Origin of the sequence: Geobacillus kaustophilus (assembly GCF_000948285.1) — a bacterium.
In the GTDB taxonomy this organism is placed as follows: domain Bacteria; phylum Bacillota; class Bacilli; order Bacillales; family Anoxybacillaceae; genus Geobacillus; species Geobacillus thermoleovorans_A.
In genome coordinates this window covers 1,996,527-2,014,467 of sequence record NZ_JYBP01000003.1, presented here as the reverse complement: position 1 = coordinate 2,014,467, position 17,941 = coordinate 1,996,527, and the positions used below count along the sequence as shown (strand labels likewise).

Annotated in this window: 20 protein-coding genes and 1 pseudogene; 15 read left to right on the top strand and 6 right to left on the bottom strand. The window is 53.0% G+C overall.

The features are described from left to right. Positions 1-157 precede the first annotated feature (157 nt). From dapD to LG52_RS10400, 4 genes are all read left to right on the top strand, one after another. On the top strand, positions 158-868 hold the full coding sequence (gene dapD / locus LG52_RS10415; protein ID WP_044731862.1) for a 2,3,4,5-tetrahydropyridine-2,6-dicarboxylate N-acetyltransferase: 711 nt from the start codon (positions 158-160) through the stop codon (positions 866-868). 156 nt (positions 869-1,024) lie between these two features. Then, positions 1,025-2,161, top strand: coding sequence for an N-acetyldiaminopimelate deacetylase (locus LG52_RS10410; RefSeq protein ID WP_044731861.1), 1,137 nt, complete (start codon positions 1,025-1,027; stop codon positions 2,159-2,161). Between the two features lie 45 nt (positions 2,162-2,206). Continuing rightward, positions 2,207-2,449, top strand: a complete 243-nt coding sequence (locus tag LG52_RS10405; RefSeq protein WP_044731860.1) for a YkuS family protein — start codon at positions 2,207-2,209, stop codon at positions 2,447-2,449. Between the two features lie 161 nt (positions 2,450-2,610). Next, positions 2,611-3,273: a potassium channel family protein gene (locus tag LG52_RS10400; RefSeq protein ID WP_013145901.1), complete on the top strand. Its 663-nt coding sequence runs from the start codon at positions 2,611-2,613 to the stop codon at positions 3,271-3,273. Between the two features lie 71 nt (positions 3,274-3,344). Here LG52_RS10400 and rnjA read toward each other — a convergent pair whose 3' ends face one another. The 3 genes from rnjA to LG52_RS20820 all read right to left on the bottom strand — a co-directional run bounded on the left by rnjA (position 3,345) and on the right by LG52_RS20820 (position 5,504). After that, positions 3,345-5,012, bottom strand: a complete 1,668-nt coding sequence (rnjA, locus tag LG52_RS10395; RefSeq protein ID WP_044731859.1) for a ribonuclease J1 — start codon at positions 5,010-5,012, stop codon at positions 3,345-3,347. After that, positions 5,009-5,224, bottom strand: a complete 216-nt coding sequence (locus tag LG52_RS10390; RefSeq protein WP_044731858.1) for a DNA-dependent RNA polymerase subunit epsilon — start codon at positions 5,222-5,224, stop codon at positions 5,009-5,011. The genes rnjA and LG52_RS10390 overlap by 4 nt, the downstream gene beginning before the upstream one ends. A gap of 145 nt (positions 5,225-5,369) precedes the next feature. Then, positions 5,370-5,504 (bottom strand): hypothetical protein, encoded by a 135-nt coding sequence (locus LG52_RS20820; RefSeq protein WP_014195339.1) that lies wholly within the window; start codon positions 5,502-5,504, stop codon positions 5,370-5,372. A gap of 182 nt (positions 5,505-5,686) precedes the next feature. Here LG52_RS20820 and LG52_RS10385 point away from each other — a divergent pair. After that, positions 5,687-6,464 (top strand): annotated as a pseudogene (locus LG52_RS10385) (Cof-type HAD-IIB family hydrolase). Positions 6,465-6,517: 53 nt separating this feature from the next. Here the strand turns inward: LG52_RS10385 and def are convergent. After that, on the bottom strand, positions 6,518-7,072 hold the full coding sequence (gene def / locus LG52_RS10380) for a peptide deformylase (RefSeq protein WP_044731857.1): 555 nt from the start codon (positions 7,070-7,072) through the stop codon (positions 6,518-6,520). A gap of 527 nt (positions 7,073-7,599) precedes the next feature. Between def and pdhA the strand changes: the two genes are divergently transcribed. The 5 genes from pdhA to LG52_RS10355 all read left to right on the top strand — a co-directional run bounded on the left by pdhA (position 7,600) and on the right by LG52_RS10355 (position 12,979). Further along, complete coding sequence (gene pdhA, locus LG52_RS10375) at positions 7,600-8,709, top strand: pyruvate dehydrogenase (acetyl-transferring) E1 component subunit alpha (protein WP_044731856.1); 1,110 nt, start codon at positions 7,600-7,602, stop codon at positions 8,707-8,709. Positions 8,710-8,712: 3 nt separating this feature from the next. Beyond that, on the top strand, positions 8,713-9,690 hold the full coding sequence (gene pdhB, locus LG52_RS10370; RefSeq protein ID WP_011230559.1) for a pyruvate dehydrogenase complex E1 component subunit beta: 978 nt from the start codon (positions 8,713-8,715) through the stop codon (positions 9,688-9,690). Positions 9,691-9,762: 72 nt separating this feature from the next. Next, positions 9,763-11,061: a dihydrolipoamide acetyltransferase family protein gene (locus LG52_RS10365; protein WP_044731855.1), complete on the top strand. Its 1,299-nt coding sequence runs from the start codon at positions 9,763-9,765 to the stop codon at positions 11,059-11,061. 4 nt (positions 11,062-11,065) lie between these two features. Then, entirely contained in the window at positions 11,066-12,478 is a 1,413-nt protein-coding gene (gene lpdA / locus LG52_RS10360) for a dihydrolipoyl dehydrogenase (protein ID WP_044731854.1), read from the top strand. Between the two features lie 258 nt (positions 12,479-12,736). Next, positions 12,737-12,979 (top strand): hypothetical protein, encoded by a 243-nt coding sequence (locus tag LG52_RS10355; RefSeq protein WP_044731853.1) that lies wholly within the window; start codon positions 12,737-12,739, stop codon positions 12,977-12,979. Positions 12,980-13,004: 25 nt separating this feature from the next. Here LG52_RS10355 and LG52_RS10350 read toward each other — a convergent pair whose 3' ends face one another. After that, a complete protein-coding gene (locus tag LG52_RS10350; RefSeq protein ID WP_044731852.1) occupies positions 13,005-13,385 on the bottom strand; it encodes a DUF1885 family protein in 381 nt (126 codons plus the stop codon). A 197-nt stretch (positions 13,386-13,582) separates the two neighbouring features. Between LG52_RS10350 and LG52_RS10345 the strand changes: the two genes are divergently transcribed. Next, entirely contained in the window at positions 13,583-13,708 is a 126-nt protein-coding gene (locus tag LG52_RS10345) for a GapA-binding peptide SR1P (protein ID WP_011230564.1), read from the top strand. 113 nt (positions 13,709-13,821) lie between these two features. Here the strand turns inward: LG52_RS10345 and LG52_RS10340 are convergent, their stop codons facing one another. Continuing rightward, positions 13,822-15,294 (bottom strand): aminotransferase class I/II-fold pyridoxal phosphate-dependent enzyme, encoded by a 1,473-nt coding sequence (locus tag LG52_RS10340; RefSeq protein ID WP_044731851.1) that lies wholly within the window; start codon positions 15,292-15,294, stop codon positions 13,822-13,824. Between the two features lie 157 nt (positions 15,295-15,451). Between LG52_RS10340 and LG52_RS10335 the strand changes: the two genes are divergently transcribed. The 4 genes from LG52_RS10335 to LG52_RS10320 all read left to right on the top strand — a co-directional run bounded on the left by LG52_RS10335 (position 15,452) and on the right by LG52_RS10320 (position 17,934). Next, positions 15,452-16,411, top strand: a complete 960-nt coding sequence (locus LG52_RS10335; protein ID WP_015374337.1) for an NAD(P)H-dependent flavin oxidoreductase — start codon at positions 15,452-15,454, stop codon at positions 16,409-16,411. A 16-nt stretch (positions 16,412-16,427) separates the two neighbouring features. After that, the gene (locus LG52_RS10330; protein ID WP_044731850.1) at positions 16,428-16,703 is read left to right on the top strand and encodes a UPF0223 family protein; all 276 of its coding nucleotides are present in this window, start codon (positions 16,428-16,430) and stop codon (positions 16,701-16,703) included. A 115-nt stretch (positions 16,704-16,818) separates the two neighbouring features. Further along, complete coding sequence (locus LG52_RS10325; protein ID WP_013523313.1) at positions 16,819-17,034, top strand: hypothetical protein; 216 nt, start codon at positions 16,819-16,821, stop codon at positions 17,032-17,034. A gap of 105 nt (positions 17,035-17,139) precedes the next feature. Continuing rightward, entirely contained in the window at positions 17,140-17,934 is a 795-nt protein-coding gene (locus tag LG52_RS10320) for an inositol monophosphatase family protein (RefSeq protein WP_044731849.1), read from the top strand. The last annotated feature ends 7 nt before the right edge of the window (positions 17,935-17,941 follow it).

The following is a 17,941-nucleotide window of genomic DNA, read 5'->3' as shown; positions in this document are numbered from 1 at the left end:
GTGAACAGCCTGCCGCAGGGCGGGGGTTCCCAAGAATCTCCCACCTCGAAGCGCAAGCGTAGGTGGGAGAGCGTTCAATCCATGAATTAGGCTTGTCACGATGATCTCTGTTTTGCTAAAGTAAAGAAGAATAGAGATGTAAAGGAGGATATCGCCCATGAAGATGATGGACGCCAATGAAATCATTTCATTTATTCAAAACAGCAAAAAATCAACGCCTGTTAAAGTATACATAAAAGGAAACCTTGAAGGAATCGATTTCGGCTCAAGCGCGAAAACGTTTATTACTGGCAACGTCGGTGTCGTGTTTGGCGAATGGCAAGACATTCAAGCCGCAATCGAAGCAAATCAAGACAAAATCGAGGATTATGTCGTCGAGAACGACCGCCGCAATTCCGCGATTCCGCTTCTTGACTTAAAGGGAGTCAAAGCGCGCATCGAGCCGGGCGCCATTATCCGCGACCATGTCGAAATCGGCGACAACGCCGTCATTATGATGGGGGCGGTCATCAACATTGGCGCCGTCGTTGGCGAAGGGACAATGATCGACATGAACGCCGTGCTCGGCGGACGGGCGACGGTCGGGAAAAACTGCCATATCGGCGCCGGAGCGGTGTTGGCGGGGGTGATCGAGCCGCCATCAGCTAAGCCGGTCGTCATTGAAGACGATGTGCTCGTCGGGGCGAATGCCGTCATTTTGGAAGGAGTCACGGTCGGCAAAGGAGCGGTTGTCGCCGCCGGCGCGGTCGTCGTGGAAGATGTGCCGCCGTATACGGTGGTGGCTGGAGTGCCAGCGCGCGTCATTAAGCAGATCGACGAGCAAACACGGGCGAAAACAGAGATTAAACAGGAGCTTCGTCAATTATAATCACAACAAAGGGGGTGTCCCAAAAGGATCGGGACACCCTTGCTCATCACCATATATCGCCACGAAACAATGAATCATGCGCAATATGTTGTATTTCGTTTGAGAAGAATGAAGCTTTTGGGTCAGCCCCTTTTTTGCCCATGGAGGAGAGAGAGGATGGAAACGATCAGTCCGTTTGTCGCCATTCGCCGCGACTTGCATCAAATCCCGGAGCTTGGGTTTCAGGAGTTTAAGACGCAGCAATATTTGCTTCGCTATATCCAGTCCCTGCCGCAAGAGCGGCTTCAAGTCCGGACGTGGAAGACCGGGATTTTCGTCAAAGTCAACGGAACATCGCCGCGCAAAACGATCGGCTACCGCGCCGATATGGACGGGCTGCCGATTCGCGAGGAGACCGGCTTGCCGTATCGGTCGAAACATGAAGGGCGCATGCACGCGTGCGGCCACGATGTGCATATGAGCATCGCTCTTGGTGTGCTCACTCATTTTGCTCATCATCCACTGAAAGACGATTTGCTGTTTGTATTCCAGCCGGCCGAGGAAGGACCAGGCGGAGCAAAGCCGATGTTAGAAAGCGACATCATGCGGGAATGGAAGCCGGATATAATCGTCGCCTTGCATATTGCGCCGGAATATCCAGTCGGCACGATTGCAACGAAAGAAGGGTTGCTGTTTGCCAATACGTCGGAGCTGTTTATCGACTTGAAGGGAAAAGGCGGCCACGCGGCGTTTCCGCATTTAGCGAATGACATGGTCGTCGCCGCCTGCGCATTGGTGACGCAGCTACAGTCGATCGTCGCCCGCAACGTCGATCCGCTGGATAGCGCGGTCATTACGATCGGAAAAATTGCCGGCGGGACGGTGCAGAACGTCATTGCGGAGCACGCCCGGCTCGAAGGAACGATTCGGACGCTGTCGACTGCAGCGATGCAGAAGGTGAAGCGGCGGATTGAAGCGATCGTGCATGGCATTGAAGTCGCGTACGAGTGTGAAGCAGCCATCGATTACGGTGCCATGTACCATGAAGTATACAATGATCCGGAGCTGACAGCGGAATTTATGAAGTTTGCCGAGACGCACGGCGGCGTGAACGTCATCCGCTGCAAGGAGGCGATGACCGGCGAGGATTTCGGCTATATGCTGGCGGACATCCCGGGTTTTATGTTTTGGCTTGGCGTCGCCTCGCCATATGGGCTGCACCATGCGAAGCTGGCCCCGGATGAAGCGGCGATCGACCGTGCGATCGCTTTGTTAATCGGCTATTTTTCCTGGAAAGGAAATGAGGAAGTATAGTTCCGCCTCCGTCAAGGCACATTATGTGTGAGGAGGTGGAGTGTGATGGCGAAAATCGGTGTCGAGCCATCGCTGACTGATGTGCAAGAGGCATTGAGAGAAAGAGGGTATAATGTTGTACCGCTCCGCGGGGAGCAAGACGCAAGAGGCTGCGACTGCTGCGTCATTACCGGCCTGGACGCCAATATCGCCGGCATTCACAACATCGCGGCGTCCGGTCCGGTCATTGAAGCAAGCGGGCTCACCGCAGAAGAGATTTGCCAAAAAGTCGAAGAAAAACTTCGCTGATGATCGAACGTTTGGTCTGTGCGCGCTGGCAGCCCGTATTTTGCGGAAATGTGGTATAAAGGATAGTAGAAAAAGGAGCGAAGAACGTTTTCGCTCCTTTTTCTTTTTTGCTAAAATAAGGGGAAGAAACAATGCTTGATCAACGATATGGAGGAGTGTCAATGAAAAAGAAACAGTTTGCCGTCATCGGCCTCGGGCGCTTTGGCGGCAGCATCTGCCGGACGCTGAGCGAACAAGGAATGGAAGTATTGGCCATCGACATTGACGAAGACCGGGTGAACGAATTTGCGTCGATCGCTTCGCACGCTGTCGTCGGCGACACGACCGATGAAAACGTGCTGAAAAGTTTAGGCATCCGCAACTTTGATCATGTCATTGTCGCGATCGGCGACAACATCCAGGCGAGCATTTTGACGACTCTGATTTTAAAAGAGCTCGGCGTCAACCATATTACGGTCAAGGCAACAAACGATTATCATGAGAAAGTGCTGAAAAAAATCGGTGCTGATCAAATCGTGCATCCCGAGCGCGACATGGGCGAGCGGATCGCCCACAATTTGATTTCCAACAACGTCTTAGATTATCTGGAGCTGTCGGACAAATACAGCATTGTCGAAATCGTGGCAAGCGAGCGGCTTGACGGCCATTCACTTTTGGAGCTTGACATCCGCGCCCGCTATGGCATCAACATCGTCGCCATCAAGCGTGGAGCAAGCGTCATTGTCTCCCCGCTCGCTTCGGAAATCATCCGCAAAGGCGACGTGTTAGTCGTCATCGGCGCTGACAGCGACATTGACCGGTTTGAGGAAAAAGTGGTCGGTTGACGGCTGACAGGCGGCCTGTGCATGATGATGACGGAAAAAGGGCATCCTTTTGCAAGGACGCCCTTTTTTCTTTAGATTTCCATGATGATCGGCAAAATCATGGGCCGCCGTTTCGTCCGCTCGTACAAGAACGGGGCGAGCGTTTCCGTGATTTCGTTTTTGATCTCCGACCATTGGTTCGTTTTTCGTTCCAGCACTTTTTCGAGATGTTTCGTGATCAATACTTGCGCTTCGCTGATTAAGTCGCCTGACTCTCGCATATAGACGAAGCCGCGAGAAATAATGTCCGGGCCGGCGGCGATTTTGAACTCTTTCATGTTGATGCTGACGACGACAATCACGAGCCCTTCCTCAGACAAAATGCGGCGGTCGCGCAAGACGATGTTGCCGATGTCGCCGACACCGCTGCCGTCGATGTAGACGGAGCCGGACGGGATCTTGCCGACGATGCGCGCTTCTTTGTCGCTGATGCCAAGCACTTCGCCGTTGTCCATAATAAAGCAGTTTTCCTCCGGCACGCCGCAGTCGATGGCGAGCTTGGCGTGCATTTTTTGCATGCGGTATTCGCCGTGGATCGGCATGAAATATTTCGGCTTCATCAGCCGGATCATCAATTTTTGTTCTTCCTGTCCGCCGTGGCCGGACGTATGGATGTCGTTGAGCGGGCCATGGATGACTTCTGCGCCGGCCCGATACAGCATGTTGATCGTCCGGTTGACGCTCACCGTGTTGCCTGGAATCGGCGATGAGGAAAAGACGACCGTGTCGCCCGGGATGATTTGAATTTGCCGGTGCGTGCCGTTGGCGATGCGCGACAAGGCGGCCATCGGCTCCCCTTGGCTGCCGGTGCATAAAATGGTCACCCGGTTGGCCGGCAGGCGGTTGATTTCGTTCGCGTCGACGAACGTGCCTTTCGGACATTTGATATAGCCGAGGTCTTGTCCGATCTCAATCGCCGCTTCCATGCTTCGGCCGAAGACAGCGATTTTTCGGTTGTTGGCGACGGCTGCTTCCGTCACCTGCTGGAGGCGGTGGATGTTTGATGCAAATGTGGCGAAAATGATGCGTCCTTCCACCTTGCGGAAAATGTCGTGAATGCTTTCGCCGACGCGCCGCTCCGACATCGTAAAATGCGGAATTTCGCTGTTCGTGCTGTCCGACATGAGGCAAAGCACGCCTTCTTTCCCAATTTCGGCCATTTTCGTCAAATTGGCCGGCTCGCCGACCGGCGTAAAATCGAATTTAAAATCCCCAGTGTGAACGATTTGCCCGACTGGCGTTTTCACAACAATACCGTAGCTGTCCGGAATGCTGTGCGTCGTCCGGAAAAAGGTGACGGCCGTTTTTTGGAAGCGGATGACATCGTCTTCGCGAATCTCAATGAGTTTCGCTTGGCGCAGCAACCCATGTTCCTCAAGCTTATTACGAATCAGCCCAAGTGCTAATTTGCCGCCGTAAATCGGGATGTTCACCTGCCGGAGCAAATACGGAATGCCGCCGATATGGTCTTCGTGCCCGTGAGTGATGAACAGCCCTTTCACTTTGTCCGCGTGCTTCACTAAATAGGAGTAGTCTGGAATGACATAGTCGATTCCGAGCAACTCATCTTCCGGAAACTTAATGCCTGCGTCAATGACAATGATTTCGTCTTGGAATTGTACGCCGTATGTATTTTTTCCGATTTCACCCAGTCCGCCGAGGGCAAAAACGCCAACTTGCTGGTCTGTCAACAGCTTCATGATGAAATCTCCAATACTTGAAAGTTCGGGCTTTTCTTTTCGTAGTCTAGATGCGCTCCCTCTAACGGCTGAATATACTCAACATTGATCGGACGGCCTTCGAGTTTTCGGCGTACATCCCGCTCTGATTCTGCTTCGATGTAGAGTGTTTTCGTTTTTTCTCTCACGGGCGCTTCGTCTGCGTTTTCTTGGTAAAACACTTTGAAAATCATCGTGAAATCTCTCCTTATCGTACAATGGTTGCTCTATCTATTATATAAGAATGTAACTTTCTTTTCATGTGTTTTGCTGCCAAAAGCAAAAACAGGCGTCAGATGTGCCGACGATATGCATCATCTTTGACGAATGTTGCCCGCTTTATTCGCCAAAGTGGGAAAGAAGCCCTTCGAATGGAAGGGCTGTTGTTGTAACGGTCAGGCGATCAATTTTTTCCGGAGCAGGTCTTTCCACTGTTGAAGCAGCTTTTTTTTCAGCTTTTTCAACATGTTTCATCACTCCTTACCTTTTATTGTACTCATTTTGCGGCGAAAGTAAATGTTCTATTATATATGATATGTAGGCGGAGGTTTGTTTTTCATGGGTAAAAATGGAACAGATCGTGCCTCTTGGTTGACATTCGAGGCGTTTTTCAGTACGGTAAACAATGAACAACTTTTTAACAAGGGGAAGTGAACGTGGGCAGAAAAATCGTCTTTTTCGACATCGACGGCACGCTTCTTGATGATCAAAAGCAGCTGCCGCCGTCAACGGTCGAAGCGGTTCGCCGCCTGAAGCAGTCGGGCGTTTATGTCGCCATCGCCACGGGGCGGGCGCCTTTTATGTTTGAACATGTGCGCAAACAGCTTGGCATCGATTCGTTCGTCAGCTTCAACGGCCAATACGTCGTTTTTGAAGGAGATGTGCTGTACAAACAGCCGCTTTCGCGTGAGAAAGTGCGGGCGTTGACAGAGGATGCCCGCAAAAACGGCCATCCACTCGTCTTTATGGATGCGGAGAAAATGAGAGCGAGCATCGGCGACCATCCGCACATCCACGTCAGCATGGCGAGCCTAAAATTCGCCCACCCGCCTGTCGACCCTCTTTATTATGAGAACAAAGACATTTATCAAGCGCTTCTGTTTTGCCGCGCCGAGGAAGAAGAACCGTATGTGCGCAACTATCCCGAATTTCGCTTTGTCCGCTGGCACGACGTCTCGACAGATGTGCTGCCGGCAGGGGGGCTCGAAGGCGGAAGGCATCCGCATGATGATCGAAAAGCTCGGGATCGATAAGAAGGATGTGTACGCGTTCGGCGACGGATTGAATGACATTGAAATGCTCTCGTTCGTGGGAACCGGGGTGGCGATGGGCAATGCCCATGAAGAAGTGAAGCGGGTCGCCGATTTCGTCACGAAGCCGGTCGATAAGGAAGGCATTTGGTACGGATTGAAACAGCTGCAGCTCATCCGATAAAAAGCGGCCTCCGCCTTTTGGAGCGGGGCCGCTCGCCATTTACAGGAGGCTTTTTAGCGCCCGATCGGAATCGCCCCGTCCGGCACTCGAAATGGGTCATCTTGGTTGATGCGGTCATAGAACATAATGCCGTTTAAATGATCGATTTCATGTTGGAAGACGATGGCTGGCAACCCTTTCAACCGCAGTGTGACTTCTTCGCCTTCGATCGTCGTCCCAGTGACAGTGATGCGGGCATAGCGCGGCACATATCCCGGCACGTCGCGGTCGACCGACAGGCAGCCTTCCCCGGTCGTCAAGTAACATTGCTGCACGGAGTGGCTGATGATTTTCGGGTTGAACAAGGCGTAGCTGTACAGCGTCCCGTTTTCATCGGTGACATGGACGGCGATCATTCGCTTCGAGACGTTGATTTGCGGGGCGGCAAGGCCGATGCCGGGCCGCAGGCCGTATTTGGCGGCCAGCTCCGGGTCTTGGCTCATTTTCACGTAGTCAAGCAAGCTTTGCAAAATGCGCTTATCTTCCTCTGAAGGCGGCAACGGAACGGGTTCGGCGATTTTCCGCAATGTCGGATGCCCCTCTTTGATGATGTCCTTCATCGTGATCATTCGCTTTGTTCACTCCCTACGTTTGGCATCGCTGTCTATCGTTTAGTCTAACAAAATGAGCATCGATCGTAAATAAAAACGCAGCCGCACGAATATATTATTCGAGTATAAGGAAAACAAGAAGACAAATTCGAGAAAATGTTTTCGTTATCTTGTCAAGCTACTGTATGTTTTATATTTTTTGAAAATATAATACAGGACCCATACAGGTGATGAGGGATGTAATATAACAGTTTGTGGACGGAATATTTCATATTCCAATTTTACCCAAGGGATAAAGCGGAAAAACATGAGAAATCAAAGTCGTTGACGGTTGATCCAAGAATGTGTAAACTAAAACTTGCAAACGCGTGTTGTACTAATTCAGTCTTGCAAAATAGTGAAACAGATTTCGGCGCCTTTGCTCCTTGCGTTGGCGCCGGATGGCGGCCGTTTTTTATTTCTCTTTCATTTTGGGTACATTAATAGTATATGGGCGTATGTATTCTCATTTCTAAAATTTCTAATGAAAGGCAGAGGTGAATAACATGGGTGTGAAAACCTCCCAGTTTCGATTTGCGGAGCAGCTCGAGAAAGTGGCTGAGCAGTTCCCGATGTTTCAAATTTTGAATGAAGAAGGCGAAGTCGTCAACGAAGAGGCGATGCCGGAGTTGAGCGATGAGCAGCTGAAAGAGCTGATGCGCCGCATGGTGTATACGCGCATCCTCGACCAGCGCTCCATTTCGTTGAACCGCCAGGGCCGACTCGGGTTTTACGCGCCGACCGCCGGGCAAGAAGCGAGCCAAATCGCCAGCCATTTTGCGCTTGAAAAAGAAGATTTCATTTTGCCGGGATATCGCGACGTTCCGCAAATCATTTGGCACGGGCTTCCGCTCTATCAAGCATTTTTGTTCTCGCGCGGCCACTTTCATGGCAACCAAATTCCTGAAGGCGTCAACGTCTTGCCGCCGCAAATCATCATCGGGGCTCAATACATTCAGGCAGCCGGCGTGGCGCTCGGCTTGAAAATGCGGGGCAAAAAGGCAGTGGCCATTACATATACCGGCGATGGGGGCACATCGCAAGGCGACTTTTACGAAGGGATCAACTTCGCGGGGGCGTTTAAGGCACCGGCCATCTTTGTCGTGCAAAACAACCGCTTTGCCATCTCTACGCCAGTGGAAAAGCAAACGGTCGCCAAAACATTGGCGCAAAAAGCGGTCGCTGCCGGCATTCCGGGCATTCAAGTCGACGGCATGGATCCGCTTGCGGTCTACGCCGCGGTGAAAGCGGCCCGCGAACGCGCCATTAACGGCGAAGGGCCGACGCTCATCGAAACGCTTTGCTTCCGCTACGGTCCGCATACGATGTCCGGCGACGATCCGACGCGCTATCGTTCGAAGGAACTCGAAAACGAATGGGCGAAAAAAGACCCGCTTGTCCGCTTCCGCAAGTTTTTAGAAGCGAAAGGCTTATGGAGCGAAGAGGAAGAAAACCGCGTCATCGAGCAGGCGAAAGAGGACATCAAGGAAGCGATCAAAAAAGCGGACGAAACGCCGAAGCAAAAAGTGACCGACTTAATCAGCATCATGTTCGAAGAGCTGCCGGCGAACTTAAAAGAGCAGTATGAAATTTATAAAGAGAAGGAGTCGAAGTAAGCCATGGCGCAAATGACAATGGTTCAAGCGATCACCGATGCGCTGCGCATCGAGATGAGAAACGATCCGAACGTGCTGGTGTTTGGCGAAGACGTTGGGGTCAACGGCGGCGTATTCCGGGTGACCGAAGGGCTGCAAGCGGAGTTTGGCGAAGAGCGCGTGTTTGATACGCCGTTGGCCGAATCCGGGATCGGCGGCTTGGCGATCGGCTTGGCTTTGCAAGGGTTCCGCCCGGTGCCGGAAATTCAGTTTTTCGGGTTCGTCTATGAGGCGATGGATGCGATTTGCGGACAAATGGCGCGCATCCGCTACCGCACTGGCGGCCGCTACCATGTTCCGATTACGATTCGTTCGCCGTTTGGCGGCGGCGTCCATACGCCGGAATTGCACTCAGACAGCTTAGAAGGGCTCGTCGCCCAACAGCCGGGCTTGAAAGTCGTCATCCCGTCGACGCCGTATGATGCGAAAGGACTGCTCATCTCGGCGATCCGCGACAACGACCCGGTTATTTTCCTTGAGCATTTGAAGCTGTACCGCTCGTTCCGCCAAGAGGTGCCGGAAGGAGAGTACACGATTCCGATCGGCAAAGCGGACATTAAGCGCGAAGGGAAAGACATTACGATCATCGCGTACGGGGCCATGGTGCATGAATCGTTAAAAGCGGCGGCAGAATTAGAGAAGGAAGGCATTTCTGCCGAAGTCGTCGACTTGCGCACCGTGCAGCCGCTCGATATTGAGACGATCATTGGTTCGGTTGAAAAAACGGGCCGCGCCATCGTCGTGCAAGAAGCGCAACGGCAAGCCGGCATCGCCGCCAACGTCGTCGCGGAAATTAACGAGCGCGCGATTTTAAGCCTCGAGGCGCCGGTATTGCGCGTCGCCGCGCCGGATACCGTCTATCCGTTCGCTCAAGCAGAATCGGTGTGGCTGCCGAACTTTAAAGACGTGATCGAGACGGCGAAAAAAGTGATCAACTTCTAATGTAGACAAGTCCGGGGGAGCGAAGCGCCTTCCCCCGCTCATTTTCGGCAAACGATAGGAGGTCGACCTACAGTGGCATTTGAATTTAAGTTGCCGGATATTGGCGAAGGCATTCACGAAGGCGAGATTGTCAAATGGTTCGTCAAGCCGGGCGATGAAGTGAACGAGGACGACGTGTTGTGCGAAGTGCAAAACGACAAAGCGGTCGTCGAGATCCCGTCTCCGGTTAAAGGAAAAGTGCTTGAGATCCTCGTCCCGGAAGGAACAGTGGCGACGGTCGGGCAAACGCTCATTACGCTCGATGCGCCGGGCTATGAAAACATGACGTTTAAAGGGCAGGAGCACGAAGAAGAGGCGAAAAAAGAGGAAAAAGCGGAAACGGTGTCGAAAGAAGAAAACGTTGAGGTCGCTCCGGAAGCGCCGGCGGCAGAAGCCGACCCGAACCGCCGCGTCATCGCGATGCCGTCTGTGCGCAAATATGCGCGTGAAAAAGGCGTCGATATCCGCCTCGTTCAAGGCACGGGGAAAAACGGCCGTGTTTTGAAAGAAGATATTGATGCCTTCCTCGCCGGCGGCACGAAAGCCGCGGCTGAGCCGGCGCCGCAAGCGGCGGAAGAGAAGGCAGCGCCGCAAGCGCCAGCGGCGAAACCGGTTGTGCCGGAAGGCGAATTCCCGGAAACGCGCGAGAAAATGAGCGGCATCCGTCGGGCGATCGCCAAGGCCATGGTGCATTCGAAACATACGGCCCCGCACGTGACGCTCATGGATGAAGCCGATGTGACGAAGCTTGTTGCTCACCGAAAAAAATTCAAGGCCATTGCCGCGGAAAAAGGCATCAAGCTGACGTTCTTGCCGTATGTCGTCAAAGCGCTTGTTTCCGCGCTGCGTGAATATCCAGTGCTGAATACGTCGATCGACGATGCGACAGAGGAAATTATTCATAAGCATTACTACAACATCGGCATCGCCGCTGACACGGATCGGGGGTTGCTCGTGCCGGTCATTAAACATGCCGACCGGAAGCCGATTTTCGCGCTGGCGAAGGAAATCAACGAACTTGCTGAAAAAGCGCGCGAAGGCAAACTGATGCCAAACGAAATGAAAGGCGCATCGTGCACGATCACGAACATCGGCTCAGCCGGCGGGCAATGGTTTACGCCGGTCATCAACCATCCGGAAGTGGCGATTCTTGGCATCGGCCGCATTGCCGAAAAACCGATCGTCCGCGACGGTGAAATTGTCGCTGCTCCGGTCTTGGCGCTCTCGTTGAGCTTTGACCATCGGATGATCGACGGAGCGACGGCGCAAAAAGCGCTCAACCATATCAAGCAGCTGTTAAGCGATCCAGAATTATTATTAATGGAGGCGTAAAACGATGGTAGTTGGCGATTTTGCAATTGAAACAGAAACGCTCGTCGTTGGCGCCGGCCCGGGCGGCTATGTCGCCGCCATCCGCGCCGCACAGCTCGGCCAAAAAGTGACGATTGTGGAAAAAGGAAATTTGGGCGGCGTCTGCTTAAACGTCGGCTGCATCCCGTCCAAGGCGCTCATCTCGGCAAGCCATCGCTACGAGCAGGCGAAACATTCCGAAGAGATGGGCATCAAGGCGGAAAACGTCACGGTTGATTTCTCGAAAGTGCAAGAATGGAAAGCGAGCATCGTCAAAAAATTGACGGGCGGCGTCGAAGGACTGCTCAAAGGCAATAAAGTCGAGATCGTCAAAGGGGAAGCGTATTTCGTCGACGCCAACACGGTGCGCGTCGTCAACGGCGACAGCGCGCAGACGTATGCGTTTAAAAACGCGATTCTCGCCACCGGTTCACGCCCGATCGAGCTGCCGAACTTCAAGTTTTCCGGCCGCATTCTCGACTCGACCGGTGCGCTCAACCTCGGGGAAATCCCGAAGTCGCTCGTTGTCATCGGCGGCGGCTACATCGGCATCGAGCTTGGCACAGCCTACGCCAACTTTGGGGCGAAAGTGACGATTCTTGAAGGGGCCGGTGAGATTTTATCCGGCTTTGAAAAGCAAATGGTGTCGGTCATTAAACGCCGCTTGAAAAACAAAGGCGTTGAAATCGTCACGAACGCGCTTGCGAAAGGAGCCGAAGAGCGTGCAGACGGCGTGACGGTCACGTATGAAGCGAACGGCGAAACGAAAACGATCGACGCCGACTATGTATTGGTGACGGTCGGCCGCCGGCCGAATACAGATGAGCTCGGCCTCGAACAAATCGGCATCAAAATGAACAACCGCGGTTTGATTGAAGTGGACCAACAATGCCGGACAAGCGTGCCGAACATTTTCGCCATCGGCGATATCGTTCCAGGCCCGGCGCTCGCCCATAAAGCGTCGTATGAAGGAAAAGTGGCGGCGGAAGCCATCGCTGGCCATCCGTCGGTCGTCGATTACATTGCCATTCCGGCGGTCGTCTTCTCCGATCCGGAATGCGCCTCGGTCGGCTACTTTGAGCAGCAGGCGAAAGAGGAAGGCATCGACGTCATTACGGCGAAATTCCCGTTTGCCGCCAACGGCCGCGCTCTGTCGCTCAACGATACGGACGGTTTCCTGAAGCTTGTCGTCCGCAAAGAAGACGGTGTTGTGATTGGAGCGCAAATCATCGGCCCGAACGCCTCGGATATGATCGCCGAGCTTGGGCTTGCCATCGAAGCCGGCATGACGGCGGAAGACATCGCGTTGACGATCCATGCCCATCCGACGCTTGGCGAAATCGCCATGGAAGCGGCGGAAGTGGCGCTCGGCACGCCGATTCATATCATTGCGAAGTAAAAACGAAGGTGTCCCGAATACGACGGGGCACCTTTTTCTTGCGGTGCAATAAGTAGGGAACATCATCCAGAAGCAAGATGATTGGCAGAAAAGAAATGAATCTGCGGCGGCAGTTGTATGTTCGCCTGTTGCTGCGCCCGGTCGACAGTCTTTTGTTCAAAGGAGCGGCCTGGTCCATTTCTTGTCCAATTTCCCATACTATTTTCCGCTCTCGCTTCATATCGTTATGGTAAAGAGCAAGCGGGAGATGGAGTTGAAATGAAAGCTTACGTTGCATTTTTGATGCAGATGATGATTTGGAGCAGTTTCTCATTGATCGAGTGGCTGTCAGGAAGAGACCGCCTGTTTTTCCGCGGGCTGATGCTGTGCATCTTTATGTACATCGCGTTTTTGCTGGCGCGCCAGCTCGGCTTGGCGACGCGCAAGGCGGCGCTGACGACGATTGGGACGGCGGCGATGTACTTTGCCGGTCAGCATGTCATTTGGCAGGCCGTCCAATAAAAAACAGCGGTCGAATGCCCGCTGTTTACGCGCTGCCAAACGCCATCGTCCGGCCGCTGAACAAGTGCAGTTCACCGCCGAGCGTTTTCGCCAGCCATTTGCTGAATTCATTGGCCTTCCCTTTGTCCCCATGCGTCGCCCCCGGCGGCAGTGCGATGTCAATGAATGTCTCTTCTCCAGCTGTTCGCACGGAAATCGCCATCCCTTTGTACAAACGGCCGTCGCCTTGCAAGCAGAGAACGGATTCGTGTATGTGGACCGTATACGGGAAAGCGGCCTGTTCGTACGCCCAACCAAGCTGTTCCCCTGTCTTTTTGAGCGCCATCTGGTAGCGCTCGAGCAGCTGTTTGACGTCCTCGATGGTCATCGTTTTCCCCGCCGGCAGCTTTAGATCGGTGTTCATCATTCCTTCCCCTCCCGCTATTTCCATTGCGTCTTTATCCTTATTGTACCATATGTTGGCGGACAATAAATGGAAAAAGAGCGGTTTCAAAAAAGTTCTTTTTTATTAAATGTGATATACAAATTAGGATTGACAGCATAAATGTGATATATTATTATAAAGTCAACAATGGAATTTATCATCACAAAGGGGTTTTGGGGATGGGCACGATCGTATGTCAAACGTGTGATGCGACGATTGCGTATTTCGAAGATGAAAAAGTGACAACGCTTTATGGGAAATGTGATTGCTGCGAGCATGACAATGAGGGCGGAGAAAAAGAATAAAACGGTCAAACTGATGGGGGAAGGAACGGATAGAGGCGCGCATGTCGACAAGTAACATGCGCGCCGTTTATTTTGGCGCAAAAAACACAAGCCGGGCAAACCGGCTTGTGCGGTCAGCGGATTGGTTTATATTCTTTAATGACGCGCAACGTCTGCAGCGTGTCGTCTTCCGGCCCTTGGACAGGGAGGCCAGCAGCCAAGTTCGTCTCAATATACTTCAAGTTTTCTTCCGTGATGATTTCGCCTGGAATAAAAATCGGAATGCCAGGCGGATACACCATCACAAATTCGGCGATGATTCGGCCGGCCGATTCGTGAAACGGCACGACTTCCGTTTCAGCGTAAAACGCATCGCGCGGCGTCAAGGCGAGCGCCGGGATGTCCGGAAGGAGCACTTTCGGCTTGACTCCTTTCTCTGCCTGATGGCTGAACTGCTTCGACAAGCGGCGGAGCGCTTCAATGAGCAGGTTCGCCTCCCGTTCGGTATCGCCTGGGGTGATGATGCACAAAATGTTGTATAAATCGGAAAGCTCGACTTCAATGTTGTACGTTTCGCGCAGCCACCGTTCGACATCATGGCCGGTCAGCCCGAGCTCTTTAACCGAAATGATGAGCTTTGTCGGATCGTAGTCGTACGTTGCTTCCGTGCCTAAAATCTCTTCGCCGACGCAGTACAAATATGGAATCTCGTTGATTTGCCGGCGCGTCCAGTCGGCGAGTCGAATGGCTTTGTCGATGAGTTCACGCCCTTTCGTCGCCAACTGTTTGCGGGCGACATCAAGCGAAGCGAGCAGCAAATACGACGTTGAGGTCGTCGTCAGCATGCTTAAAACCGCCTGCACGTGTTTTGCTGAGACGAGTCCTTCGCGCACGTTCAAAATCGAGCTTTGCGTCAGCGATCCGCCGAGCTTATGGACGCTTGTCGCCGCCATATCGGCGCCCGCTTGCATTGCTGAGAGCGGCAAGTCCTCATGAAAATGAATGTGCACGCCGTGCGCTTCGTCGACCAGCACCGGAACGTTGTACGAGTGAGCGATATCGACGATTTTTTTCAAATCGCCGGCAATGCCAAAGTACGTCGGGTTGATGACGAGCACCCCTTTGGCGTCCGGGTGCTGGCGGAGCGCTTTTTCCACTGCTTGCGGCGTAATGCCATGGGAAATGCCAAGCTCCTTGTCGATTTCGGGATGAATGAAAATCGGCGTCGCTCCAGAAAAGACAATGGCCGACATGACCGATTTATGGACGTTGCGCGGCACGATGATTTTATCGCCCGGCCCGGCGACCGACATGACCATCGTCATGATGGCGCCGCTCGTTCCTTGCACGGAAAAAAACGTATAATCGGCGCCGAACGCTTTGGCAGCGAGCTCCTGCGCCCGTTTGATCATCCCTTTTGGATGGTGCAAGTCATCGAGCGGGCTGATGTTGATCAAATCAATCGCCAAGGCGTTGTCTCCGATGAAAGCGCGAAACTCCGGATCCATGCCGGCCCCTTTTTTATGGCCGGGAATGTGAAATTGAACCGGATTTTTTTTCATATGCTCCAACAAACCGGTAAACAATGGTGTCTCGAGCTGCGACAATGGTTTTTCACACCTCTTTATCTCGAGGATAAAACAAGTGCATTATAGCATGGATTTTTCCGTTTGCAAAGAAGAAATGAATGGACGCTGAAAAAGGAAAACAGCGGTTCAAGAGAGAAATAAAAGAAAGACAAAACAAAAAGGGGGCGTTATCGAAATGAAATGGAGAACGAGGGTGACAGAGCTGCTCGGCATTACATATCCGATCATTCAAGGGGGACTCGCTTACTTGGCGTACGCTGATTTGGCCGCAGCGGTTTCGAACGCCGGTGGGCTCGGACAAATTACGGCCATGTCGCTCGATGGACCGGAGCAGTTGCGCGAGGAAATCCGCAAGGTGAAGGAAAAAACCGATCGGCCGTTCGGCGTCAATTTCGCCATTGGCCAGCACGGCCGCCCGTTTGCGCATATGCTTGAGGCAGCGCTTGATGAGGGGGTGCCGGTCGTTTCGGTCACCGGCGGCAATCCGGCACCGTTTTTTGAACAATTGAAAGGAACAAACGTGAAAAAGCTCGTGCTCGTTGCCGCCGTCCGCCAGGCAGTGAAAGCAGAGGAGCTCGGTGCTGATGCGGTGATGGTCGTCGGTCAGGAAGGGGGCGGGCATCTCGGCAAATACGATACTGGCACGTTCGTCCTCATTCCGAAAGTCGTTGACTCCGTATCGATTCCGGTCATCGCCTCGGGCGGCATCGCCGATGGACGCGGGTTGATGGCAGCATTGGCGCTTGGAGCGGAAGGGATTGAGATGGGAACGCGGTTTATCGCCACGAAAGAATGCGTTCATGCTCATCCCGCATATAAAGAAATGATTCTCAACGCCACCGAAAACGATACGGTCATCATTAAACGGTCGCTCGGGGCGCCAGGGCGGGTGCTGGCCAACGCCTGGGCGGAAAAAATATTGGAAATCGAGCGCCAAGGCGGTACGTATGATGATTTAAAAGAATATATTAGCGGAGAAGCGAACCGGCGCTTCATTTACGAAGGAAAGGTGGACGAAGGATTCGCTTGGGCCGGGCAGGCGATCGGGCTCATTCACGACGTTCCGTCCGTCGCTGAGTTGTTTGCCCGCATGATGGAAGAGGCGGAACAAATTCGGCGCCGTTGGGCAAACTAACGGTGGAGGTGGAATAATGGGTTATTCTTATCCATTTTCCTACGACTGGTCAACACAAGAAATCATTGATGTCATCAAATTTTTCACGGCGATCGAAACGGTCTATGAGCGGGGGATGAGGCGCGAGGAGCTGATGGATGTCTACCGTCGTTTCAAAGAGATCGTCCCATCGAAAAGCGAAGAAAACCGACTGTATGCCGAATTTGAAAAAGAAAGCGGCTACTCGTCATATGCGGTCATGAAGCAGGCGAAAGAGGCAAAAAACGGCGATTGGATTCGCATCGATCCATAAAGAGAAGCGCGGTAGGTAAACGCACAAATTAGTTGCATACACCCCTTTTTCCACATAATATAATATAAAACAAAATGAAGCAGCACATTCGTGACGGGCGCCGGAAGTTTAGCGGATGATAGGGAAAGGGGTGCGGACGAATATGAAAAAAACCGCCAATTCGCTGAAGCGGCCAGATGGAGACAAACGCATGGCGGTGTTGCGGCTCGAACTCGATTACGAATTAGCGACGCTGTATGAGGCCATGATGGAAAACGATGAAGAAAAGAAAAAAGAGTGCAAACGGCGGCTTGAAAAGCTGCGCCAAGAACTGATGCGCCTTCAAGTATGATTCTGATTCAAGGCGAACCATCTTTCCGGTTCGTTTTTTTCTTGAGCGGTGTCCGCCCCCGTTCCGGTTGCAATCTATACATAACCGAAGGCAGGAGGAATCAATATGGAAGAAAAATGGGAAGAAATCGACCGATACGCCCGGCAATGGATCGACGAAGCAGGAAAGCGCATCCGCGCCTCGTTTGCAAAACAGCTGACGGTGGAAGCGAAAGAGAACCCGAACGACTTAGTGACGAACGTTGACTGCGCCATTGAGCAGTTTTTCGCCGAGCACATCCGCCGCCAGTTCCCTAGCCACCGCCTGTTGGGGGAAGAAGGATTTGGCGACCGGATCGATGTCTTGGACGGCGTTGTTTGGGTGATTGACCCGATCGACGGCACGATGAATTTTGTTCATCAGCGGCGCCATTTTGCTGTATCGATCGGCATTTTTGAAGATGGCATCGGGCAGCTCGGCTACGTGTATGACGTCGTGTTTGACGAACTGTATGCGGCGCAAAAAGGGCGGGGGGTGTTTTTGAACGGGGAGCCGCTCGGCCTCCTGCAGCCCGCGCCAGTGGCGGAGTCGATCATCGCCATCAACGGGACATGGCTCATGGAAAACAAGCGCCTCGACCATCGTCCGCTCATGAGGCTGGCGAAAGAGGCGCGCGGCACGCGCTCGTATGGTTCAGCGGCGCTTGAGCTCGCCTATGTTGCCGCTGGCCGTTTGGACGCTTACATTTCGCCGCGCCTGTCGCCGTGGGATTTCGCCGGCGGGATGATTTTGATTGAAGAAGCGGGTGGATTGGTGACGACGCTTGACGGGAAGCCGCTGGATCTGCTTGGCCGCAATTCGGTGCTTGCTGCGAAACCTGGGGTGCACGAAGAAATTTTGCGGCGCTATCTTCACGATTGATGAGGCG